This window comes from Bacillus cereus group sp. RP43 (assembly GCF_040459645.1).
Lineage (GTDB): Bacteria > Bacillota > Bacilli > Bacillales > Bacillaceae_G > Bacillus_A > Bacillus_A mycoides_C.
The window spans coordinates 2,776,086-2,801,681 of record NZ_JARVHQ010000001.1; the positions used below are offsets into that span (position 1 = coordinate 2,776,086).

Here is a 25,596-nt window from a genome sequence, read left to right on the forward strand (position 1 = left end):
TTAAATGCGCTTAATAGTTAAGAGTTTTATATAATATATAAATCAATAATTTAAGTTTTGTAGTGAAATCTATGACTTTATTAATAATCCCATAGAGGTAACCTGATATATTCTTTTCTTTCCTATATATTCCTGTTTACTATTCTCAAGATTAGTAAGTGTGGCACGTGTCTTTTCCTTTTGTGCTTCTCCCTCTATATGAGTCAACTCAATATAATCTCCTACTTTGACTGGAACAGTTTGGCTTTCAGCAGCTTGTTGTCTATTTCCTACAATTTCTTTATTGTACAAAATATTGCCAGATGAGTTTTGAACTTTAATGCTTGCATACGTACTAGTAAAATAGGAATGGGGTACTCCCGCTTCTATTTTAATCTGCATTTTTTCTGTTGCTTTGTTATACTCTACTTTTGCGATTTCTCGATCATTATATCCCTTTAAAGACCAGGCAAATTGATTTCCATCTAAAACTGTTGTTTCTGGCATTTTCTCTACTTTCTTCAGGCCTTCTTTTGTAACTTGATACCTTGCTGTCTTTCCAATGGTTTCATTTTTGTTATTTTCAAGGTTAGTTAAAGTTGCTCGCGTTTTCTCCTTTGTTGCTTCTCCTTCTATATGGGTAAATTCAATGTAATCCCCTACCTTGACTGGCACAGTTTGGCTTTCAGCATTTTGTTGTTTATTTCCCACGATTTCCTTATTGTACAGAACATTTCCAGAAGAATTCTGGACCTTAATACTCGCATACGTACTAGCAAAGTAGGAATGTGGTACACCTGCTTCTAGTTTTATCTTCATCTCTTCTGCCGTTTTATCGTAATCTACTTTTGCAATTTCTCTATCACTATATCCTTTTAATGACCATCCAAATTGATTTCCATCTAAGATTGTTGCTTCTGGCATTTTTTCTACTTTCTTCAGACCTTCTTTTGTAACTTCGTATATGGCTTTTTTTCCAAAACTCTCTTGCTTACTATTATCGACATTTGTGAAAGTAGCTCTATGCACACCTTCTAAATGTGTTAACTCGATATAATCTCCTACTTTGACTGGTACCTTTTGTGATTCAGCATTTTGCTGTTTGTTTCCATAAATCTCTTTGTTATAGATCACTTTACCTGATGTATTCTGCACTTTAATACTTGCATATGTACTATCAAAGTAGTCATGTGGTACACCTGCTTTTAGATCAATTTGCATTTCTTCTGTTGATTTATTTAAATTTACTTTCGCAAATTCAAAATCGCCAATCCCTTTCAGCGACCATGCAAATCCTTTACCTTCAAAAATGTTTGGAGATTCATTTTTGATTTGTACCTTTTTCTCAACAGTTTGATCAAATAAATCCGTTAATACAATTTTTGCATAAGCATTTGTTGATAATGATATAGATTGACTGATTCCATTTTGATAAGATTTAATATCATCAATTACGTTAATAGGTTGGCCCGTCATATTTTCATTGTTATAAATTTCAATTTTCCCCTTAAATTGCGGTGTACTATTTTCTTTTAGTTTCCAAGATACATTTAATTTTTCATTTTCATAATATATAGATTGAATATCAAAATCTAGTTTTCCTATTTCAGGTTGAGTAGGTTGATTTAGCGTGAATATTTTTCCTGATCCAATGGTAGACTGCGTATTACCTCCTGCTTTGACCCATACATATTCTGAAGTGGCTCCTCCATCATATTGATAAGTATTATCATGCGTCCCTGAGATATTTTGATTATTCCAAGAACTCCATTGTTTATCTACTAACTTTCGGCTATAACCATTTTTCAGGCGCGCTTCTCGAACATTCTGTCCACTATCAGCCCAGTCTTCTTGAAACATTCCTAATCCATGATTAAATGCAACATTAGCAACAGGAAAATCCATAATTGCAATTTGATGCCATTTATTATTTGTTACATCTTTCAGCCATTGTCCAAATTTAGTATGACCATTTTCTTGCCATGAACGCATTGTCATTCTGTACCAATTGTAGTCTTTCCAACCATAAGTTGTTTGAACCTTCATTCCTGTTCCTTCTCCTCCAAAGGGTCCAGCTTGCGAATTCGGAGATAAGTATTCGGCCTTTATTGCTTCTTTAGAGGAAATTGGATCCCATAAAGCAAAATGTAAAGTACGTTTTCCATTTTCATCAAACCCACTTTGTTGTTGAAAACCAGCATATCCTCCAGCTTCACCACCTGCATTCCAGTTGTGTACAGCCCAGTACGTATAAGGTGGAGTCTGAACTGGTGACCAGTCTATACTAATAATATCTGAGGCAGGTATATTTTGGGGACTGACATAAACTGCTGGAGCAGCTGAATGTGTTGCAGCTTTAGTGTGCGAAATAGACGCTCCAAACATAGAAAATATGCTACATGCTGCGGTAATTATAATAACTTTATTAAACCTTTTCTTTTTTTTCTGACTAATCACTAATCTACTTCCTTTTCTTATTTTTATTTTTGAATACTAACTTAATAGAGAAATCTATCAAAATTCAAGCAACATCCAGTAATTCTTTAAACTACTGGATGTTGTTCTATCTTCACATCTGATTCTTACATATTACTTGATTGTAATTGGTTTCCATAACGATAAAGCAAATATCCAATTCGTGTCACCATTTCCTTGATGATTTTGAACAGCTTCATACACTTTCCCTTGATGTTCTACTTTGTCACCCTTTGTATACGCCTTCTTCGGATCCCATTTTTCATAAGATACATTTTGATCCTTTGTTTTTATCGGAAGAATGTTACTTTGAATTGATGTATTTCCAGCTGCATCTACAGCCTTCACTGCATATTTATATTCCTTATTAGCTGTTAAGTTTTGATCAGTAAACGTCGTTCCTTGTACCGTTTGAATCAATTGTCCATCGCGTAGTACCTGATATTCTTTTACACCTACATTATCTGTGGAAGGGTTCCATTTTAGCTCTACACTGTTAGAAGAAACGTTGCTTGCATATAATCCTTGTGGCTGTGTCGGAGCCTCTGTATCTGGTTTCGGATTAACAATTTGATTTACTGTTTTCAGGCCATCCTTTGTAACTTCGTATATGGCTTTTTTTCCAAAGCTCTCTTGTTTACTATTATCGACATTCATAAAAGTTGCTCTATGCACACCTTCTAGATGTGTTAACTCAATATAATCTCCTACTTTGACTGGAACTTTTTGCAGTTCAGCATTTTGTTGTTTGTTTCCATAAATGTCTTTCTTATATACTACTTTTCCTGATGCATTTTGTACTTTAATACTCGCATATGTTTCATTAAAATAATGATGCGGTATGCCTTCTTTTAAGTCGATTTGCATTTCTTCTGTCGACTTATTGAAATTGACTTTAGCAAACTCAAAATCACTAATTCCTTTTAATGACCATGCAAACTTGTTTCCTTCTAAAATATTATTTCCATTAGGCATATCTGGTTTAATTGGATTAGAATCCGTACCCTTCCAAATCTCTGCTGTTAAAATTGGATATCCTAATGCAGCCACTTTTTGGATGGTATCGTTATTTGGACGTAATCCCCACTTCTCAAAGAAAGGAATCAAATTTTGTTTGGCTACTTTTGATGCTGAAATCATAAATAATTGTTTTTTCGTTTCATCAGTTTGTGGAAGTTCACTTGAAGGCATGTCTCTATACAATTGATGTAATTTAGGATGGAAATCCTCTCCATATGCTAACTGTAGTTGCCAAAGCATAACAAGCTTAACAAAAACATCACTAATTTCGTCATAATTTTTATTCGTTTGTTCTAGATATTGAAACGCTTTTGGATAAATTCCACTTTTCTCTAAATTGGATGGTTGATTAAATGCTTTTTCTACAGAAAGGCTGTATATATTATTTTGTACTTCTGTCATATTATAAAAATTCCAGGGCCATTGTTGTCTCAAATGCCCTGCCTCATGCCATGGACCCCAGCCATCTTTTATAAATTTATTAATATCTAACACGTATTGGATTGCATCTCCTACATAAGCGGTTCGATAAGGATACGCATACATATAATAATCGGGCGAATGATTTTCTTCTACGTAATGAATATAATGTTTATCTGCTTGTTCCTCGGATAACCCAGCTACTTTGTCCTGAATTCGAGTAGCTTCATCCAACTTTTTTAAGAGTTGTACAGGATCTGTATTAGAACCCAACAAATATTTCTTAACACGTGCAGGGCTAGCCGTAATTAATACACGTTCTCCCTTTAACTCCACTGCATGTGCATTTGGATATTGGTCCAGCATGTTTATTAAATCTTGTTTCGTATGCTTTCCTAGTTCAAAGAAAGGAGTAGTCGTCCCACCTGTTGTGACTGTTGTTCGAATGGTACCACCTTGTTGTTTATTATAAAAATAAATCATTCCCCCATTTGGAGATTGGATTGTGTTTATACCCGGTTTTAATGTAAATGATTTTATTTTAGAATCTTCTCTCCAAGAAGCATCATACGAATACGTTCCAATGTATGCTTGAATATCTTGATTTCCTTCTACATTAATTGTTATTTGTTCATTTGGCTTTGCATATAAACCAGTTGGTTCATATGGACTAAATGCCATACTTTTTCTTTCCTGTTGTTTTAGTACCTCAACATCCCCTTTTCCTGGGACTGTATATGTTCTATTTTCTAATTTAACTGACTTTTCTTCTTGCAGTGATGTTGATAATTTTTTTTGCTGCTGCATTTCCTCTGCAAAGACATCCGGTGAAGAAATCATTCCAGTCGCAAGCATAGTTACTGTAGCAGTAGCTGCAAGTATTTTTCTAGTTTTATATTTTGAATTATTCCCCATATTATCTCCCTCATTTTTCCTTATTGCATGTAAGGATTATTATTTTATTTATTATGTTTTTACACCAAAAATCATTTACGCTATTTATGTTGTATCTAATACTCTATTTTTTCTCATAATAATCTCCTTTTCTTTATTTCTAATTGTTTATAAATGTTATTTGATGACACATAAAATAACAACTTTGCGATAAACTCATCAATAACAACCTATTATGTTTTGATTCAGTATCGTTAACTTCCATCTAATTGTATAAAAGTATTCAATTAGTAAAATAAGAATATAAAGCTCACTAATCATAGGTTAGGATTTATGGAAAAATTCATAAAAATCATTCACCTTAAAATTTTAAACTTGTATAACTACTTTCTACATATAGGATGGAGTTATACATATATTTATTTACTCTTAATGTAAGAGACTTCACTACACTAAAAAATATTTCAATAAAAATAGAAGACAGAGGCCTAATTAAACCTCTGTCTTTTCAATTTATAAAGAACAAAAAATCATTTTATAACTGTATAAATGCCCTTGTAACAAAAACCGCATTCCCCTATTTTTTTGAAGAAACAGGATCCATTTTTAATGTTTTTATCCCTTCTTTTAATGTAAACGCATCAGCTCTTAATGTTTCCCAACTGTCTTTCGCTGCATTCAGGTTAGGTTTTAAGAATTTAAATTTATTTTGATCTGCTTTTTGGGACGCTTTGTCAATATGACTAAGCACTCCTGAATATTGAGAATCTAAATCATGCCATTGTGCAGACATATAAGTAAGAGCATTAATAGCCGACCCAATTGCATTGTGCATTTCATTAATGTTATTATACGCAACACCGACTACACGATTTAATGTTACTTTATAGTCTATAGTTTGACGTAATTGCGCTAATAATGGCTCTAACGTACCTAAATTATCTCTTGCTACACCTATCATTACACCTCCGGCAATCCATGTAGGAATAGAGGGAACTGATACAGTTATTATTCCATCTGATTCTACTTGTTTAAAATGTCTTACTTGCTCTAAAACATCATTTAGGTGCTTTTCATCTTCATCTATTCCAGATGCTTGGTTTTTTAAAATCGATTCCAAGATATTTTTATGACCTCCAAATGCTCGGACATCTTCTCCAATACTATCTCTTAACTTAGCTAGTTCTTGTATTAAATTCTGTGTATATGCTTGATTTTGTTTAATCTCACCTTGTAAATCTGTAATGCCTTCTTTTAATGTGTCTGCGTCCCCTTCATTAATCGCTTCTACTAATGTGTCATAATAATTGTCGAATTTAGTATCATACTCTACAATCCCCGTCAGTGTATCTAAAAGTTGTTTTTTTATGTGTGAATCCCATTTCGTAGCATGCTCTCTTGCATTCTTTTGATCTTGTAGAATTTGACTAGGTAGATTTGTATACCCTTTAATATCAATTCCTTCAAAGTTGACATCTGGATTATTAATTAACAAATAAGAGTAATCATTCATGGATTTTGCAAATACCCCAGCATCTTGTAAAGCTTTTTTCATCTTTTCGCTGTTTACAGAAAGAAATATATCTTCAGTACTAGTTTGTTCCATTTTACTTTCACTTGCGTAGGCTGCTACTGGAGAAACGACAGTAGTTGTTGTCAAAGTTAAAAACGTTGATACAGCAAGTAATTTGTAAGGAAAGTTTTTATTCACTTTAATTCCTCCTATGTATATATATTGATTTTTAGTTTGTTTTTTCTTGTTTAAAAGCAATGTCTTTTGAAATGAATTCTGCGTCCTTATGAATATCATTCCAACTTTGTTTTGCAGCCTTTAAATCGTCAGGTATTAACGAAAGTTTATGTTCTTGCATTTGATCGATATTATCATATAAATCTTTATAATTTGCTCCCATTGTATTCCATTGTTGCTGAATACTTGTTAGAGACATAATTGCTTGATCAACTGTTTGATACAAATATGTTAAAGTGTCTTTTGTATTAGTAAGTGAAATAACTGCTTGGTTAGCTAAATCAGCTTTCATACTTAATTCTCCAATTTTATTCGAAATTTCATTATAGGAGTTTATATGATTAGATGCCTCAACACCAGCTGCTGTTCCTAAACCGATACCAGCTGCCCCTAGAGCTGTTAGACCACCAACAACAGCTGGTGTCGCTGTGCCACCAGTCACAACAATTACTACCGCTCCTGCAATCGTTCCAATAACTAAAATAGCTGCTCCTAATCCACCACCAATTGACCAGGCTAATACATTATCAAAATGTGCTTTCTGCGTAGAACGTAAATTCTCAATTTCGGCCTGTAGTTGTGGGACAAGTGCTTGTTTTCCCGCTAATATAGCCGTTAATCCCCCTTGTCCATCTGGACCTCCAACATTATTTTTAAAATCTACAGTATTTGTATACAACTTTGTTTTGAAAGCTTCTAACATCTTAATAACTTCCGTAACTTCATTTGAATTTGTATGAATTGTACCGATTAAATCCCCAATTCCTTCTTTGAGGCCCGCCTTATCTTTCTTTTTTACAGTATCTACTAGTGTGTCGTAATAATTTTGAAATTGTTCATCATAATTTACAATATTACGTGCTGTCTTTTGAATGTTTGGCTTCGCTGTATCTAGCCAGTAATTTGCATTGATTCGTGACAGTTCCTGATTCACGTGAATGTTTTTGATTAATTCTCCCCCTCCTGAACCTAAATCAATGTTGGATAAATTTACATTCGGTTGCTTAATCATTGTTTTTGCGTACAAATCCATTACAAGAATATGAGAGCCTGTTTCAGCCAACACTTTCTTTAACCCTTCAGGTCCTAACGCATAATTTTCTATTTTCTGTTCTTGTGCTGTCTGTTCTTGTGCAAGTGCGTGAATAGTACTACCATTCGTAGCAGTTATAACCGTTGCTAAAGTGGCCAAAGTTATGACCTTAAATGGAAATTTCATTATTTGATTCTCCTCCTTATTTTCAATTGAGTTATTATCTTTTTACTAAACCTAAATTCTTAATATTAAAATTTATAAACTTGTTCTTCGAGTTGATTTGTTACATTTTTTAGTCGTCTTAATGTATCTTTTTGAGACTGAGTGTTACTAGTATCAACTTCAGTCAATAATTTTGTAATACTATTATTTATTAGATTCAAATCCTCTTTATAACGTTTCATTAGCTCAATTTCCCCATCTACTTGATTAGCAAATGTATGCAAATCATTTTGCATGAAAAGAATCATTGATTTTTGTAAATCTGCTACTGTTAATTTAGTTGTTAAGTCATATAATGTCTGATTTTGTTTCTCTAAATCATTTAAATATGCTCTTTGCTCTGCTGTTAGTTTATTAATTTCGGCAAAGGTACTATATGTTTTTTTAATTTTTTCAGGATCAATCACTTTCATAAGATCATACTCTTTCGTTTTTGTAACTGCAGCTGCAGCAATTTCACCTTTTTTACTTTTCTCTATTACTTCACGTGCTTCTTTTTTGGCAGCTTCAATTTCTATAGCTGATTTTCCCTTTTCTGTTGCTTCTTGCTCTGCTTTCTTCTCTGCTTCTACAATAGCATTGTTTATTTCTTTTCCTTTGTTATACGCTGCTACCGCTGTTTGGGCAGCCGGTTCAATGATATCTTTTGATAGACTATAAATTTCTTGGAATACCTTTAGCCCTTGTTCATTTAAAGCTCCTGGTAATAATGCTATTTGCTGTAAATCATTTTGAATTGATTTTTTTGTATTTAGCATTTCATTTTTTAACTTGTCTATTTTTCCTGTTCCCTCTGAACTAAGTACACTCTGCGCTTTTGTCACATCAGTATCAAGATTTTTCAGTTTCTTATCTACCTGTAGCTTAAGATCTGTTAACTCATTAATCTGACGTTGCACGTTTTCTTGGTTTGTTATAGTCATATCTTGAAGAACTTCCAGTCTATCTAAAAACCCTTCTTTATCTTCCTTATTATCTACAAATCCTTTTAATGTTGGATAATAGCTATTAAATTTGGTTGCAAATCCTTTACTTTTTGAATTTAGTAGAATTAATTTTGGATATAGTTCTGATGACCACTCTTTCATATCTTGTTTAATTAGAAATTGAGTTGTATTTAAAGATGGAACTTCTTCAAGTTGCACATTCGGACTTGCTAAGGCTCCATCTATAAAGGTTTGTGTTAATTTGGAGTGTGCACCTATTTTTCGTAATGCTGAGGAAATATCTATATTATCTTGTTTCGTTTCTGCCTGAACGATTGGCATTGCGAGAGTATTGATAGGAATAGTCGCTCCAGTAACGATTGATGTTATTAAAAATCCTGTCATAATTTTATTCTTCATTCCGTACACCTCTTCACTATTGTTTTTTACAATTTTAATCGTAAATGTTGTACAACCTAACGTTAGGATTTCATCACACACACTTGAGGATAGAAATTTTTTCGATAGAGTAATCGTATCTCGTTTTTTATTTATTTTTGATAGAATATAAGGACCTTACTTCCCCCTCATTTTAAACACTATGTTTTTCATAAGTAAACCTGAAAATCACATTGATTAAATTTAATTTTTCAGATATTTATTATTCTAATTTAAAAATATTATATTTAAAAAAGTTAAATACAAATTTCATTTCATAAAGTGAAATAATTATACTATGATAATTAAACATAAAAATTCTTTGATTCCCTTAAATCTATATGAATCCCTTACCTAAAAATGATTTCAATATAATTTAATAGTGATTAACACATATGTGTCTTTTATATGGATATGTAAAATTACATATCCATATAGGAGTATCTAGCTTAACTACTCCAAAATATTATTATCGTATACATAATAATCATATTGCTACGAACACCACAGGAGAAAATTTCCCACATGCACTTTAGGGGATAAATTGTCCATGAAATAATAATTTTCGCTTATATACTTACTATTCATTATAGGAATACAAAAAAGCGATTCTTTTCACATTAAAAAGAATCGCTTTCCAAGTTCATATTTTCAATTACATTAAATAAAGAATTGAGAGATTATCACCTAAGAGCCTTAACTATAACTTCAGCTGCCTCTGCAATTAGTTGATTATCATAGGTAGCCTCTTTCTCATCTTTACTAGATAAAATTGCGATGATAATGGGTGCTCTATTCGGAGGCCAAACGATAGCAATATCATTTCGTGTCCCATAACTTCCAGCTCCTGATTTATCTCCAACTACCCAGTCAGTTGGTACGCCTGCACGAATAAGTTTGTCTCCTGTAGCATTTCCTTTCATCCACTCTGTAAGAATTTTACGTTTATCAGCTGGAAGTGCATTTCCGACCGTAAAAGCCTTAAGATTGGTAGCAATTGCTTTCGCTGTACTAGTGTCACGAATGTCTCCTGGAATAGCCTCGTTTAACTCTGTCTCAAAGCGATCAGCCATAGTAACCCGATCACCCATCTGTCTAAGCGCTTTTTCATATCCCTTAGGTCCGCCTATTTTATGAAATAAAATGTTACCTGCAGTATTATCACTGGAACGAACAGCAGCCTCAGCAATTTCTCCTAGTACCATTCCGGTATCTACATGTTTCTCAGTAACAGGTGAATATTCCACTAAGTCGTCTTTCGTATAAGTGATAACTTCATTTAATTTCTCAATTGAGTTTTGCTGTAGCAATACTCCTGCCGCTAATGCCTTGTAGGTTGATGCAAAGGCAAATCTTTCGTTAGGTCGATAAGCAATTGTTCGATTAGTACCAGTATCAATAGCATACACACCTAATCGAGCATCAAATTTTTTCTCAAGTTGAGAGAATTCTTTATACGTCGCATGATTTTTATGTTTAACTGGTCCGGTCTTTTCTTTCGCTTCAACTTGCAATGCCCCTCCTGTAAAAGCTTCTAGACTTGTAAGACTTAAACCTAATATACCAACGCATATACCTATTTTTAGCATCCTCTTGTTTTTCAAAATCATCATTCCTTTCAAATTTTCAATACTGAAAACAAGTAGTAAATTCAATGCACTGTATCCTATTTGAAGACTTGTTTTTATACGTACACATAATAGACCATCTAAGAAACAAGTTTGTTCCATAAATTTAAAACCTTTTTAACTAGTAGCCAAGATATTAACAAAGGTAAGAGATAGCAACTATGATAGCTGCTATCTCTTATTTCAAATCTTCCTTTTTCTTTAACTTATAAAGGCTTTTATATAAACAGGGTCTCTTCCCCTGAGAAAAGTGCACAAATTTTACTAATTTTGATTCGAACTATCTGTACTAGCAGCTTCACCATGTATACGTTGCTTTTTTAAATCAAAGTATACATCTAAAATTTCCTTTCCAATTATAGAATTAATTCCATTTTTATCATCATGAAGCCATGGGACTACTACAGAAAATGCTACTTCTGGATTATCATATGGAGCATATCCAACTAATGTTAAGTTGTAACATTCCATACGTTCTCCTTTTGCATTTCTACCAATTGGATCATCTCCACCATATACAGTTTGAGCTGTCCCTGTCTTTCCTGCTGGTTTGTATGGAGCATTTTTGAAATACTTCACGCCAGTTCCATCACCTTCTTGGAATACCCATCTAAAGCCTTCTTTTATCCGATCAATATGTTCTTTCTTCATATCAACTCGATTTAATACGACAGGCTCTATAGATCGTATAACTTTGCCAACTTCCTCTTCTTTTATTGATTGTTCTCTTATTTCTTGTACAATTTGGGGTTGCATTCTATATCCACCGTTAGCAATAGTTGAAATATATTGTGCCAATTGCAATGGCGTATAAGTATCATACTGACCAATAGAAAAATCTAGTAAAAACCCAGGTTGACTGTCTACTTTTCTAGTTTGCCCAATTATTTCATTCGGTAAATCAATACCTGTTGGTACCCCTAAACCAAATTGTTTAAAATAATAACGCATCTTATCAAATGCTTCTTGTTTAATATCCAATGAACCATTCGGTACGTAATTAACTCCCGCAATTTTTAAAGCTGTCTGGAACATATATACATTCGAAGATACTTGTAAAGCTCGTAAATCATTAATATTACCAAATCCGGATACATTCCATGATTTCTTGGCTTGTGTACCTTTAAATTTCATCGGCGCATCATAAAATTGATCTCCTGGCTGTATTGCCCCTGTCTCATATCCAGTTAATAACGTTGCGCCTTTTACAGCTGACCCTAGCTCATACGAAGTTGTCATGTTACCTAATGCCAAATCCTCAATCTCTATTTTCCCTTCTTTTTCTACAATCTTTTTGCCTGCCATAGATAAAATCTGTCCGTTATTTGGATTTGTCATGACGACAAACGCTCGGTCCAACAGTGGCTCTGAACTCTTAAAAGCTCTCAAATTTTTCTCTATACTTTCTTCCACTTTCTTTTGTAATTCCATATCAATCGTTAATGTTAAACTATTACCACTTTTTCCTTTAGAGATTATTTCTGCGCTAACAATGTTTCCTGATTTATCAGTAATGTTTTTCACTTCTTCTTTTGTGCCGTGTAATACATCTTCATATCGTTGTTCAATATAACTTTTTCCTACACGATCATTACGGTTATATCCACGTACCAAATAAGAATCTAAGTTTTCTTTCGGTAGTCCTTCTTCACTACTTGTAATATTACCTAACACGGAACGAAATAAATTACCATTTACATAATTACGTTCCCAATCAACTGTTGTATCTACTCCTGGAAACTCCGCAAGGTTTTCACTTATCCGCGCATATTCTTGATCTGTCACATCTTTTTTAATAATTTGTGGTGTCAGTTGATAACCTGAACTCATTTTACTTTTAATAGCTAACACCTTTAAATCTTGTGCTGTTAATTCTGCCAATTCTACTTCTGTAACGCGACTTCGTCTTAAGTCTTGAATTTTTTTGTCTAGTTCTTTTCCCTCTATTCCCTTTTCTTTAAACTTTCCTATATCTTTTTTAGTAATTTTTGATTCCGCACGTTTCGTATTCAATTGCATCCAGAAATCTTTTTTATCGATATCGGTTAACTTATTTATATCTTGTTCGGGCATTTCAAGTACTTTCGCCAATTCTTTTGCTGTTTTTAAAATATCTTCACTCGTAATCCCCTTCACCCTTGTATACGTAATTGTGCGAAGAGATTTATTATTAACGACCGTTTTCCCTTCTCGATCTAGAATTTGTCCACGTGGAACTGGTATACTAGTTGTTTCATTTTGACTGTTTTCCACTTGGTTCTTATAAGCCTCTCCCTCAACGATTTGTACTTTTCCTAGCTGCATAATAATAGCTGAGAATAGTACAAATATGCAAAGGAACATTATATTCAATCGAATAGATATATATGTCTTCTGTTTCTTTACTTTTTGTTCTTTCATAAATCCTCCATATAATTCTTCCGGAAATCCTCACTAATATTTAGTAAATAAATATACTAAAAGCATTCCCTATATATTAGAAACCACTATTCAGTTATAATAGTGTCTTATCTTTTTTGTTAAATCCTTGTAAGCATCCATTCCTTTGGGTTTAGCCGCGTAATTGATAAATCTCCCTTCCTGTTTTTTTTCTTTATTTTTTTGTCGCCTGCATTAGAAATGCTAAACTGTATAATGACTCATATTAAACTTACACATAGACTTACTATTAACATGTACTTTTTTTCATACTGATTGTTCCTTTCTTCATGCTGTAATACTTAATAGACAATCTAAATCATAAAGTTGTTCCACATTTACAAAAAAAATAATTAACTATAAGATAGAATAGGCTAAATAAGGGAGGGCTTTATGTTACATACGAAAATAAAAAGATGGAGATTTTTATTGGTTCTTTCCATTGTAGGTGTGATTTCACTAATTTTATTAAGAATCAATTTCATTTCAATTACTATCGCAACTTCTTCAGCTGAAAGAGGAAAAATTCTTGATCAAAATGGTGTAATACTAGCTACAAATAAAAAAGTAAAATCTCTGTATTGCACCTCTAATCATGAGGAGTTAGCGAATCAAGATACATCGAATACATTAGCTTTTTTCAATCAATTTTCAACCAATTTTCAACATGAGATTTCTGCAGAGGACATAAAATCACAATTACAACAATCCTGTAATAAGCAGACTATGAATGAAATATCCTTATACTCTGATATAAATGAAAATGAAATTTCATTCATAAACAAGAATAAACCTAAAAATGTAGTGATCAAAGACGAATTCATTCGATATTATCCAAAGAACGAAATTGCTTCACAAGTAATTGGGTATGTAGAAAATGACCTTAATTCTAAAAATGTACCTGTTGGTAAAAGTGGGATTGAGTTTCAATATGAAAATGATTTAAAAGGAAAGCCAGGAAAAACTCTTATTTTTAAAATTAAAAATAAGAAATTCTTATGGAACATCCAAACAGTACAAAAGGGAAAAGATGTCAGGCTAGCTATAGACTCTAAGTTACAGCAAAAAACAGAGGAAGCACTAAGATCTCAAATTAAGAAAGTACCTGATGCTAATGCTGGTTATGCAGTAGTAACCGATGTAAAAACTGGTGCAATTTTAACTATGGCCAACTCGGCAGTTTTTGATCCAAATATATTACATACACATGTATTATCTAAAAAAGAAAACATTAAATCACTTTCGCAAAATAAAGCAATTCAAAAATTAAAGTATGGGGAATCTTATGTAAATATGGCCTCTACTATAAAGCCACTTACTATTTTAATTGGATTAAACGAAAAGCTTTTTCAACCTGAGGATACATATTTGGATAATGGTAGTTTTCAGTATGATAATCAAAATAACATTACTAATGCTCCTGGAACACCCACAGGTGAAATTACACCGAGTCAAGCTATCATTAATTCATCTAATACATTTATGACAGCAAAAGTAGCTCTCCCCTTATTCAACCGGAATAATGGGAATATAGAAAAAGTAGCAAATATATGGACAGATTATTTAAAGCAATTTGGCCTCCGCTCTAAAACTGGTATTGATTTACCCTTTGAAGAAGACGGAGAATATGAATTTCATCCATCTAATAAGTTTGAAAATGGAATCTCTGCTTTATTAAATGCATCTTGGGGAGGAAATGAAGTACACACCCCTCTTCAACTTGCTCAATATGCAGCAACTTTGGCAAGTAAAGGTGATAAATATAAACCTCAAATCGTAAGTGCTATTATTGGTCAGGACGGTAAGGAAACAAAAAAGTTTAAACCAATCTTAGAAAGTTCAAATCGTTATCCTATGAAATTTTGGAGTGTCGTGCAAGGTGGGATGAGTCAAAATATACAGGAGATTAAAAACTTGCCCTTTGATGTCGCGGGTAAAACAGGGATAACTGGCTCTCCGAACGAGCAAGAAAGAATGATAAATCATTCTCTTTTCATTGCATATGCTCCTACCGAAGATCCAAAAATTGCTATTTCTGTCGTTATTCCTGGTAGTAATTCGGAAAAAAACATTGCTGCTCTCGTTACATCAGAAATTTTAAAGTCTTGGAATACACTTCAAAAGGAGGATAAAGATAAAGAGGAAGGTTCATTAAAGTGAACCTTCCTCTTTTACCATATAGATTCTATATTCGTTATTTTCCATATACCTTCATGATTCTTTTCGAACATGAAAGAATATTTAATATCAGTTAAAACATACTTTTTTTGTACATATCCAGTAGTATTACCGTTAATAGTCGATATTTTTATATATCCATCATTTTGCACTTTTTCCGGGATCCAAGCTTTTACCATTTCATTAGATACTTCATATAAAACTTGTGATTCTCGTTGTGGTTCAGCTAAAATTTTCGTTTTATTTCCAGTAACAGTTACATATATAAAATGTTCTTGCTTTGATTGATTACTTTCTGTCGATCCACTTGGCACTTTGTAGACTTTCTTCGTATCATTCACAAATTCTCCCCCCATTGTAAGAGCAACTTGCAACTCATGAAAAATATCTTCATCAAACTTCAATTCATCCTTCTTATAAGTCTTCCCTTTAAATAGAACTTCATCATTTAACACTCTATACAGGTCATTTTCATTTTTTGAATTTGTACTTCGATATAAATCATTCATAAATTGTTTTAATGATGGATCTTGAGCAGACTCATCTTTTGTTTTCGGCTTAATTTGAGTACTACTTTGTACCGGTGATTTATTATCATCAAGCCAAGGTTGTTGAACAATAAAAAATAACATTGTACAAACAAAAACAACTACAATAGGCAATACTTTTTTACGAAATGGTCTCTTGTGTGTTACAGAATCTACTTCACTATTTTGGTATATCGATTGCTTTATTTTATAAATAAATTCCTCTTCATCTTTACGATGCTCCATCGGGCCGTTTTTTAATTTCCTATACCAGTCAGGGTTTTTTTTACTGTTCATCATTTCTACCCTCCCCTATTAGTTTTGAAACCTTACTTCTCGCTCGGCTTAATCTAGATTTGACTGTTCCAATTGATACACCTAATGTTTCAGCCATTTCTTCATAAGATAATTCATATTTCGCGTCCAATATTAGTATTTCGCGGTGTTTTTTAGGTAGTTTTAATACAACCTCCCACACATCATTCATTTCCTCTTGATTAAAAAATTCTTGTTCTGCCGATGGAGATTGCTTATCATCACTAAAAAATCCCACTAAAGATATCCTTTTAAAATAAGAGGATTTCAAATAGTTTATTGCCGTATTTCTTGTAATTTTTAATATCCACGTTTTAATAGATGACTCTTTTCGAAATGAATGCCAATGTTTAAAAACCTTTATAAATACATCTTGCGTGATGTCATCTGATAAGTGTGGATCTTTCGTAATAATAAATGAATAATTCCATACATCTTGCCAATAGTCTTTTATAACATAGTCAAGCTCATCATGATTACATTTTTCAATAAACTTCTGTTCCATTTCCACACCTCAAACTTATTTGAATAAACATAAAACTGCCCTCACTTTTAATATGGTTTCAATATATAGACATGATACAAGTTTCATTTGTTCCATTGTTTATCTTTTTTTTGATAAAAGAATCCTCCTGAAAAATGTAAAGGTATGCAATACATTTCATTACATAATCACCTTTACATCCTCTTCGATGACAGACTCTATATTCAGCCCGTACTTGCAAATAATGAAAATGATGCCATATCAACTTTCTAGAGCCACAATAACATAGAAAAAGCATTCTCAATTAGGGAGAATGCTTTTTTTAAAACTTAATTATTCTTTGTTTTGCCCAATTTATACCATTGAGTTAAGCATACATATAATAAATTTAGTAAAAGATTTTACCTTATACTTAAGTGTTATTTCTGAAAAATATGTTTTACTTTTTCGCCGGGAACATTACTCCCCCCTCTTCCTTTTACATCTTCAATCATCATGGTAACAATCATGTCTGGCGCATTTGCATCAAAAGCTGCAAACCATCCAAGTTCTTTTCCGTCTGCTTCTTTCGACTCTTTCAGCTCTGCTGTACCGGTTTTACCAGCAAGAGTTATACCATCAACCTTAGCAATTCTCCCCGCGCCATCAGGGTCATTAATGACTTTTATTAATGCACTTTTTAATATCTCTTGATTCTTTTTAGAAACCACATTTTCTTTCCAATTCTCCGCTACTTTGGCTTCTTTTAAAAGATGAGGCGATGGAATATTCCCTTCATTCACAATCGGTGCATATGTTAATGCTAAATGAAGTGGTGTCATTAATACTTGTCCTTGTCCATATCCCGTATCTGCTAGTTGAATATCGTTTTTTATCCCATCTTTTGCAATTGTTGAAATAGGAAATTCGTATTCGATTGGTAGTTTTTCATGAAATCCGTATTTCTTAAATTCATTTACATACTGATCTTTCCCCATTTTCAAAGCTTGTTGAGCAAAATAAATATTATCAGAGTACTTCATTGCCTTATCAAAATCAATTGGACTAGCTTCCTTCACACGTGTTACATAATAATTTCCCCACGATGAATCTTTTGTCCATTTTAATCCTTGAATTTTAAATTCTTCTTTAGGATTTATTGTTTTCGTTTCCAAACCAATTGCACCTGTAATCGTTTTAAATACAGAACCTGGTACAAATGCTTGTGTGAAACGATTCGTCATTGGCAGTTTCGAGTCGTTATTCCATGCTTCTCGTTGGGCTTTTGATGCTCCTCTAACTATCGTATTTGGATTATAAGCAGGGCTACTTACAAGTGCAATTGTTTCACCCGTTTTAGGATTGACCGCTGCACTAGATCCTGCTTCATTTTTCATCTCATTAAAGATTTTTTCTTGAATTGCAGCATCAATTGTTAACGTAACATTTTCCCCTTCTTTTGCTTCTTTTTTTGCTAAGTTTTTAATCTCTTTCCCGTTCTCATCTTCCATAAATACGCGTCCACCCTTTTCACCACGCAATTTATTCTCTAATACTTTCTCTAAACCTGTCTTACCCACTAAATCATCTGCTTGATAACCTTTTTTTTGAAGCGATTTTAACTCCTCTGCATTTACCTTTCCTATATATCCCGTTAAGTGTGCCGCTGCTTCTCCTAATGGATACGTACGAATATTTACTGGGCGAGATGAAACTCCTTCTAATTCAATATAATCATTCTGTCTGGTTCCCTCTTTTAAAATACCAATTGGTACAAGGGAATCTGGTTTTATCCATTTCGCTGCGAGCTTCTGATCGACCTCTTCTGTAGACATATCAAGTAATTGTGCTACTATTTCTTTCGTTTGCGCTGCCGTTTCACCTAGTTTCTCTGGAATAATTCCAACCTCAGACGCTTTACCATTCGTTGCAAGCCCTTTTCCATTTCGATCATATATTTCTCCGCGTTTTCCTTGCTCTGTTTGCATACGTACTTTGTAATCTTTTTTCATACCTGGGAAAATGAAGTCTGGTGTCCAATCTATTTTCCAAGATTCCTTATCTTTCACGAGTTTTGCTTCATGGATGAATGAAACTGTTCCTCCATCCGTATCCATTTTAACTTCAAAAAGAAAACGTTCTTTATCTTTAGTATTCTCTTCTTTCGTTTTAATTTTTAAATTCTCAACTCCAATACCTTCATAGATTTTTTCATATTTCTCTGTGAAATCCTTTTTAGAAATCGTTTTTTTTGCATGTTCTGATAAACGATCATACATATCTGCAAATTTTTTATCATTCCATAAATTGATATATTCTTCAAATGCTTGTTTTGGCGGTTCGTTTTTATTACATCCTACCAACATAACTCCAAAACAAAAGAAAAACAGCATCCATAATTTTTTCAATTCAATCTACTCCTTTAGTTATAAATGATTGTTCCTTTCTTAAAATATTAAATAAAAATGTTTTAACGCTTAATAGACAGTATAAGTAATGAAATAGTTCCACATTTGCAAAAAGAATTAACTTTATTGTTAAGCTGCATTCAAAAAGGGAAGATTTTAAGATTCTTACAAACGAAAGAAGCGAATATATTTAGCGAACATTATCATTATTAGTGTTGCTTTGACAATTTTATTTCAGTTACTAATACTACTTCTTTAGTTGAAAGAGGTAGTATTTTTGATCATAATGGTAATGGTTCGATCTCATCCAAAGTATTTTCACAGAAAAAAGGGTTCTGGTGCAAACACTCCACAACGTTTGTAAGTAACCTTCTAGACTTGGACATACTGATACTAGTACTCTAAAAAAGGACGTAATCAGCCTGGACTAATCTTATTAACAGTAAGATGGTACCTGCCGTACAATTTAAGCTTTCGAAGAAAATGGGTAAATTGCGATAAATTCAATAATATAAAGGTTTCAAATGTGAACTGATATTTAATAGTTTACATCGAGATTTATTTCATTCATCAAGGTTTGCTTTAGTAAATGAAAAGGATAGTTAGCCCTCATAATGGACTAACTATCCTTTTATTATTTTTTTCTTGACTTAGAGTTCACTCTAACCATTATAATCAACTCATAGTTCATTCACGATAAAATCAATTGGATAAAATTCAGGAGGGATCGGAAAAGCTAAAATCAAAAGTGGCTGACATTAACGCAGACCTGGATGTTGTTATTCGAACTTTCGATTTATCTGTTACTACAATTGTACGTTAAGTTACTATTTAAATAAAAACCACCGATTTCCTGTACGTTAAGAAGTCAGTAATTCTTGTTATTTTTTCCTTATTTCGTTTTCTCTTAATAGTCGTAAATCTTCTATAATATATTTAGTGCATATAAAAGAGACGGAACCATAAAATCAGCAAATTAGAAAATAAAACAGGATGGGAGTCAGTTATTATGGAACAATCAAATAAAGCGTTTAGCGAGGCATTAGTAAAATCGTTAAGAGGAGAACGCGGACATCTTCCCATCAAGAATGCTTTGTCGGATATAGACGTGGCGCTTGCGGGAAAACGCAGAGAGGAACTGCCTTATTCTATTTATCAATTAGTGAAACACATGACCTACTGGCAAGATTTTCTCTTATTATCCGCTCAGGGGAAGAAGCCTGCATTGCCTGTCCATGTAAAAGAGAGCTGGCCTGAAGAAAAATGTCCTGGCAGTGAGGAAGAGTGGCAACAGATTATTCAGTATTTTCTTCAGGGGATTGAACAGGCATGCGCGATTGCCCAAACTGTTCAATTGGACAAAACATTGGAAGAATGGCCTGGTGAAACCCCGGGCGGTGTTCTACGCAATATTGCATCTCACAACTCCTACCATTTAGGAGAAATTGTGCTGATTCGCAGATTATTTAGTGCTTGGCCACCGCCAACAGGCGGATATCCGGCCTAAACAAAGAAAGGGTTCCAACCCATGCCCATTAACTTAAGATTTTGAATTACCCCCAAAACGAAATTTTTACCACTTTACAGTTATTTATGAGAATTAAATTCATTTTTTTCATTACTGGGGAACAACCATTTTTTTAACTTGATGGAGAAAGGGTACAAAAACAAAAATTTCATCTCCGAAAAAAATAAAAAAAACGATTGCTTGGATCCTAAGAGGCAATCGTTTTTTCTTTTTAAGCTGTTTGTAATGACCAATTACAGGTTTAAAATATTATTTAGTGTTATTTCTGTTTTCCAAAACCTTCTCCATATTATTAGTCGCCCATTCCTTCACTAATAGGATAATTGGACATAGTGACTCTCCAAGTTTTGTTAATAAAATATCAACCATCTTTCTCATACAATCTTGCATACTACAACTTTCTAATATAACGGATCCAATTCTTTCACAAAAACAAAAAACTGCTGGAATACCTCAACAGTTTTTTAATCGTTAAAACTAATCTGTCTTGTAGCATAATACATTTTGAAAAAATATGAACTTCCTTAAGGGATTTTCATCAGCTGCTATTCATTTCCTATTATGTAAGTCATAGCACTGATCATAGTTATGGAAACTAAAGTAAGAAAGCAATATTACAATGAAATCGTGACATTCTGTTGAATACTTTTTCGTTTTCAAATAAAATAAACTAATAAAAATTTTTAATTTTCACTTTGTAATTTGATAAATTTCATGTTAATATAGCGAAGGCTATGAAATATCTGTCGCCATCCATACTTATTTTCCAGAATATTCACTCCTTAAAAAGTATAATTATTCTAAAAATTGCATCATCCGTCACCTATACAAGGGCTACTTTCAATTTGTAATGCACATAACTAAAAATAGCTTTTTTAATAGATAATTTTTCTATCTTCCTCATCGGTTCTAATATACATAGTAAAAGATCACTTTTCAAATACCCTTCCCTTTCTTTTTAAAGATAGAAAATCTAAATTAAATTCATTCATAATACTACATACAAACTAGCAGAGAGGCATAAACTATGGGAATTTCTACACTATTATTAAATACCTTTATTATTATTATTTGTATCCTTAGCTATCAAGTATTTTGGCTAGAACATAAAGAAAAAATAGCATGTAATAATATATTAATTTCTGTTCTTTCCTCCATTGCAATTATTTTTTGTATGACTTTTCCTTTTCATTTACATGCTGGGTTTATTTATGATTTACGTTTTATTCCAATAATATTAGTTTTTCTATATGGAAATACAAAGAGCATTATTTCTATAGGAATTTTATATCTTTCTTATAGATTTTACTTAGGTGGAAGCGGAGTTTTCCCATCATTTATTATCTTTACTATTATTACTGGTATTACAATAATGTTTCGTTACTTGTTACCCATTTATTTCAAGGAAAAAAAGATATTATTAAGCATACTACTTGTTTTGATATGTACAACTTCACTTTCTATCTTTGGTATTATAACTCAAATAAACACAGGTGGTAAAATTGGCTCTACTCTCATTGAATTTTTATTAAATTATATAGTCATTAATATTTTTACAGTATTATTATCCGTTTATTTAATAGAGGGAATGATTGAGAAATTTAAAATGAAAGAAAGAATGCAAAGAGCAGAAAAATTTTATATAGCTAGTGAACTAGCTGCATCTATTGCGCATGAAATTCATAATCCACTGACCACGGTACATGGATTCACTCAATTATTAAATGAAAATGAGAACACTAAGATGTCTCAAGATAAGTACTTAGAAATTATGTTACTTGAAATGCAGCAAATACAATCTACTATAAATAACTATTTATCTTTAACCAAACCACAAAACATTATAAAAGAGAAACTAGATATTAATCACATTTTAAATCAGGTGAAAGATGCTATTTCACCAATCGCTCTATCGTACAATGTTAAATTAAAACTGAATATTACAGACTCCCTTTTTATAAATGCTGATCCTGAAAAATTAAAACTGTGTTTAACTAACATCATACAAAACGGTATCGAGGCTATGATAGATGGTGGAGTATTGCAAATTAATATACAAAAAATTAAAGGGAATATTGTTATTGATATTATTGATTCAGGAATTGGAATGTCCTCCGAACAACTAAAACGAATTGCCTTACCATTTTATTCAACAACTGAAAAAGGCACTGGACTGGGTACCATGATTGCCTACAGTACTATTAAAGAATTAAACGGAGATATAGACATAGAGAGTAAAGAAGGAAAAGGAACACGCTTTTCTATTAGTATTCCTTGTTAACATAACAAAAGTATATTTCTTTCTCACGTAATTATATCAAGATATGGTGAAAATATATGATGTTACAAGAGGTAGTAAATTTATAATAAATTCACTACCTCTTGTCTCTCTATCCACTTATCGAGTTTAATCTTGGTATCATCATTTAATCGTTTTCTTTTACCACATAACATCCTTGAAAGTGTTAAATATGAAATCTCTATTTCTTTTGCTAACTCACGTATACTTTTATTATTCTTCTCTTTATAGGTGTTCATCTTTTCAATATAAAACTCAATACTATTTAGGATTTCTTGATTTAGTATACTTATTGGCTGCTCTTCAATAACTGGTTGTTTTTCCTCCATCTCAATGACTATGGCTATTAGCAAAACGAAGAAAGAAAAGAAACGGGAAAAAAGAAAATCCATGGATGTATCGGATAAGCATCATTATTATTATGCTCACTGTTTTTCTATTCGTGAGTCAAGTTTGGAAATTATGATACAGAAATTGAGATGCACAATTGCATCTTTTATTTAGATATATTGATGTATAATGAAATTGAACTGCTCAACATTTTTCGTTTAAGTTAGTCTATCAAGCTCTAACTACCTAATGAACTCAAGTAAACGCATCTTAAGTCATTTTAAGAAATACAAAAGGCGCCCATGTAGGCGCTTTTTGTATAAGAAAACACCTTATATTTCAGCTTTTAGAATTCTTCTATTTCAACTGTAAAATGTGGCTTGAATTTCACTTCGATTCTTTTCTTTGCTTTTGCCCCTTGAATGTATAGCGAGTCATTACGCGTATAAATTTGTTTCACCGACTCCATCTTGGTTTCAATGATACGTTTGTCTTCATAAAGCATTTTTAATTCAACAGTTGCATCATAATAGAACATAATCATTACCAATTCAAATCCAAGTTTATCGATTTTGCAATATCTATACGCACCCGCACCTGGAATATAATAATCTTCTGGTTCATCCTCGAATATTTCTAATAACTCGTATTTATCATATTTTATATCCAATATTCCTCAACCTTTTTTGTACTAGAATGTTTTAACTATGCTATTCATTTGTAACTAATCTCTGAAACTTGGACATACTGATACTAGTACTCTAAAAAGGACGTGATCAGTATGGAAAAGCAAAACCTATTCAAGTGTTTGGGCTAACAGCATAAAATACAGTTCCGCTCGAAATATATGCGCTATATTCTCTATTATTTTATCTTTGCACCAGAACCTTAATTCTTAACTAACTATTTGGACAACCAGTTAAACGGGACATTTTATGGATGATAAATCTAGGTTATGGCCCGTTTTTATATGCCATTTAGATCTTCCCTTTTAACATCAATTAGTGAGATTCTTATTTCCCACCTTTGTATAAAGTTCAAATTTGCTCTAACTTCACTCCCGTGCTCCAAAATATTTGGTGCCTTAATCATTTTTACACCTTCAGGGATTTCATGTTCTCTTCTAGAAATATGTTTCAAATCAGAAGGTATTAACCGCAATTTAGGCATAGGATGGATGACCTCTTTTTTTTACAATCCTTAATTAATGTGCTCAATTTTATAATATAGATTCTAGACAACTACCCAAAAAAGGTGGGAATACAAGAGTTTACTGAAATCAAAAAATCATGTTATGACATATAAAACCGACAGCTCTCAATCCGGATAAATTGGCAAAGACGTAGCAATGATGCTTAAGATTCAGAAGTCTACTTTGGATCACAACAAAATATAGATTTGAATCATATTTCTCAATGAACAATATTACTTAACGTGATAAAATAATATTGGATGGGAGCCCAATATTATTAAAATTAAGATGGTTCAAGTCAGAGGAAGGCACCCTAGGGTGTCTTTTCTTGTTTATTATAAAAAACCTCAAGCATGAATTATATACTTGAGGTTTTTTTCGATTTCTTGTCTCAAAGATACCAATATAGAACTTGATGGAATTCCTAAAAAAACATCTCTTAATACAAATTATATCATATTTGTTAAATAGTGAACTATTATTCTGACTTCTGTACAGGCAAACTACTAAAAATCAATTCAGCAACTTTTACATATCCTTTTGAGTTTGGATGAATTAAATCCGTAGACCAAAGCGTATTGTCAATAACTAAATGATGATTCCAAAAGTCAACATGATGAAGCTTATACTCTCTGCTCAGTGAAAGTATAACTTCATTTGCCTCTAATAATTGTTCTTTTAATACTTGTTTTTTTTCAGAAGAAAAAGGAAGCCTAACTGTAAAATCTGGAAGGTTTGCTATAATAATATCAGCACCTGTTTTACTTAATGTATCTATCATAAATTCCATATCGTTCTTATATGTATGATGATTCCAACGTCCTTTTAAAACATCGTTTGCACCTGCAATTAGACTAACCAAATCTGGATTAAAAGTTAATGCCTGCTCCAATTGCTGTGAGCGAATTTCTTTAGTTACTAACCCACGTTTTGCAAAATTAGCATATTTCAAATCATTTACACACAGTTGAACAAAATGATCTACCCAGCTTTTTAATGCTATTCCCTCAACTTCATCCCCTATCCCCTCTGTAAAACTATCACCAATCGCTACAAATCGCTTCCACATATCTAGTCCCCCTTTTTTGTTATTCATATCTACACTATACAATATCCCACAGCGTAATTGTTCTTCTTAAATGTTTTTCAA

15 protein-coding genes and 3 pseudogenes are annotated in these 25,596 nt (G+C 32.5%); 5 read left to right on the forward strand and 13 right to left on the reverse strand.

Translation table 11 applies throughout. The features are described from left to right. Positions 1-69: 69 nt before the first annotated feature. From QCI75_RS14610 to hblC, 5 genes are all read right to left on the reverse strand, one after another. Positions 70-2,436 carry a putative mucin/carbohydrate-binding domain-containing protein gene (locus QCI75_RS14610; RefSeq protein ID WP_353760747.1) on the reverse strand — a complete coding sequence of 789 codons (2,367 nt, stop codon included), beginning with the start codon at positions 2,434-2,436 and terminating at the stop codon, positions 70-72. 132 nt (positions 2,437-2,568) lie between these two features. Continuing rightward, positions 2,569-4,809: a M60 family metallopeptidase gene (locus tag QCI75_RS14615; RefSeq protein WP_144506520.1), complete on the reverse strand. Its 2,241-nt coding sequence runs from the start codon at positions 4,807-4,809 to the stop codon at positions 2,569-2,571. Between the two features lie 556 nt (positions 4,810-5,365). Then, a complete protein-coding gene (gene hblA / locus QCI75_RS14620; protein WP_144506521.1) occupies positions 5,366-6,499 on the reverse strand; it encodes a hemolysin BL binding component B in 1,134 nt (377 codons plus the stop codon). Positions 6,500-6,530: 31 nt separating this feature from the next. After that, positions 6,531-7,760: a hemolysin BL lytic component L1 gene (gene hblD / locus QCI75_RS14625; RefSeq protein ID WP_353761543.1), complete on the reverse strand. Its 1,230-nt coding sequence runs from the start codon at positions 7,758-7,760 to the stop codon at positions 6,531-6,533. Positions 7,761-7,822: 62 nt separating this feature from the next. Next, the gene (gene hblC, locus QCI75_RS14630) at positions 7,823-9,142 is read right to left on the reverse strand and encodes a hemolysin BL lytic component L2 (RefSeq protein WP_353760748.1); all 1,320 of its coding nucleotides are present in this window, start codon (positions 9,140-9,142) and stop codon (positions 7,823-7,825) included. A gap of 607 nt (positions 9,143-9,749) precedes the next feature. Between hblC and QCI75_RS30555 the strand changes: the two are divergent. Then, a pseudogene (locus tag QCI75_RS30555) lies at positions 9,750-9,824 on the forward strand (undecaprenyl-diphosphatase); the annotation flags it as partial. Positions 9,825-9,843: 19 nt separating this feature from the next. On the opposite strand, the gene bla reads toward QCI75_RS30555, so the two are convergent. Together bla and QCI75_RS14640 are read right to left on the reverse strand one after the other, a co-directional pair. Further along, entirely contained in the window at positions 9,844-10,770 is a 927-nt protein-coding gene (gene bla, locus QCI75_RS14635; RefSeq protein WP_425290582.1) for a class A beta-lactamase Bla1, read from the reverse strand. 282 nt (positions 10,771-11,052) lie between these two features. Further along, entirely contained in the window at positions 11,053-13,188 is a 2,136-nt protein-coding gene (locus tag QCI75_RS14640) for a peptidoglycan D,D-transpeptidase FtsI family protein (protein ID WP_144506524.1), read from the reverse strand. 411 nt (positions 13,189-13,599) lie between these two features. On the opposite strand from QCI75_RS14640, the gene QCI75_RS14645 reads away from it, so the two are divergent. Continuing rightward, the gene (locus QCI75_RS14645) at positions 13,600-15,366 is read left to right on the forward strand and encodes a peptidoglycan D,D-transpeptidase FtsI family protein (RefSeq protein ID WP_353760749.1); all 1,767 of its coding nucleotides are present in this window, start codon (positions 13,600-13,602) and stop codon (positions 15,364-15,366) included. Positions 15,367-15,377: 11 nt separating this feature from the next. Here QCI75_RS14645 and QCI75_RS14650 read toward each other — a convergent pair whose 3' ends face one another. From QCI75_RS14650 to QCI75_RS14660, 3 genes are all read right to left on the reverse strand, one after another. Beyond that, positions 15,378-16,208, reverse strand: coding sequence for an SH3 domain-containing protein (locus QCI75_RS14650; protein ID WP_144506526.1), 831 nt, complete (start codon positions 16,206-16,208; stop codon positions 15,378-15,380). Then, on the reverse strand, positions 16,198-16,731 hold the full coding sequence (locus QCI75_RS14655; RefSeq protein ID WP_002200457.1) for an RNA polymerase sigma factor: 534 nt from the start codon (positions 16,729-16,731) through the stop codon (positions 16,198-16,200). The genes QCI75_RS14650 and QCI75_RS14655 overlap by 11 nt, the downstream gene beginning before the upstream one ends. A gap of 398 nt (positions 16,732-17,129) precedes the next feature. Next, complete coding sequence (locus tag QCI75_RS14660) at positions 17,130-19,097, reverse strand: penicillin-binding transpeptidase domain-containing protein (protein ID WP_353760751.1); 1,968 nt, start codon at positions 19,095-19,097, stop codon at positions 17,130-17,132. A 721-nt stretch (positions 19,098-19,818) separates the two neighbouring features. On the opposite strand from QCI75_RS14660, the pseudogene QCI75_RS14665 reads away from it, so the two are divergent. The 3 genes and pseudogenes from QCI75_RS14665 to QCI75_RS14675 form a co-directional block, all read left to right on the forward strand. Beyond that, positions 19,819-19,914, forward strand: a pseudogene (locus QCI75_RS14665) (SDR family NAD(P)-dependent oxidoreductase); the annotation flags it as partial. 192 nt (positions 19,915-20,106) lie between these two features. Further along, positions 20,107-20,604 (forward strand): DinB family protein, encoded by a 498-nt coding sequence (locus tag QCI75_RS14670; RefSeq protein WP_144508483.1) that lies wholly within the window; start codon positions 20,107-20,109, stop codon positions 20,602-20,604. Positions 20,605-21,652: 1,048 nt separating this feature from the next. Continuing rightward, positions 21,653-22,906 carry an ATP-binding protein gene (locus QCI75_RS14675; RefSeq protein WP_144508484.1) on the forward strand — a complete coding sequence of 418 codons (1,254 nt, stop codon included), beginning with the start codon at positions 21,653-21,655 and terminating at the stop codon, positions 22,904-22,906. 80 nt (positions 22,907-22,986) lie between these two features. On the opposite strand, the pseudogene QCI75_RS14680 reads toward QCI75_RS14675, so the two are convergent. The 3 genes and pseudogenes from QCI75_RS14680 to QCI75_RS14690 form a co-directional block, all read right to left on the reverse strand. After that, positions 22,987-23,265: pseudogene (locus tag QCI75_RS14680) on the reverse strand (helix-turn-helix domain-containing protein); the annotation flags it as partial. Positions 23,266-23,600: 335 nt separating this feature from the next. Further along, positions 23,601-23,924 (reverse strand): hypothetical protein, encoded by a 324-nt coding sequence (locus tag QCI75_RS14685; protein ID WP_144508486.1) that lies wholly within the window; start codon positions 23,922-23,924, stop codon positions 23,601-23,603. 1,000 nt (positions 23,925-24,924) lie between these two features. Beyond that, a complete protein-coding gene (locus QCI75_RS14690) occupies positions 24,925-25,542 on the reverse strand; it encodes an SGNH/GDSL hydrolase family protein (RefSeq protein ID WP_144508488.1) in 618 nt (205 codons plus the stop codon). Positions 25,543-25,596 lie beyond the last annotated feature (54 nt).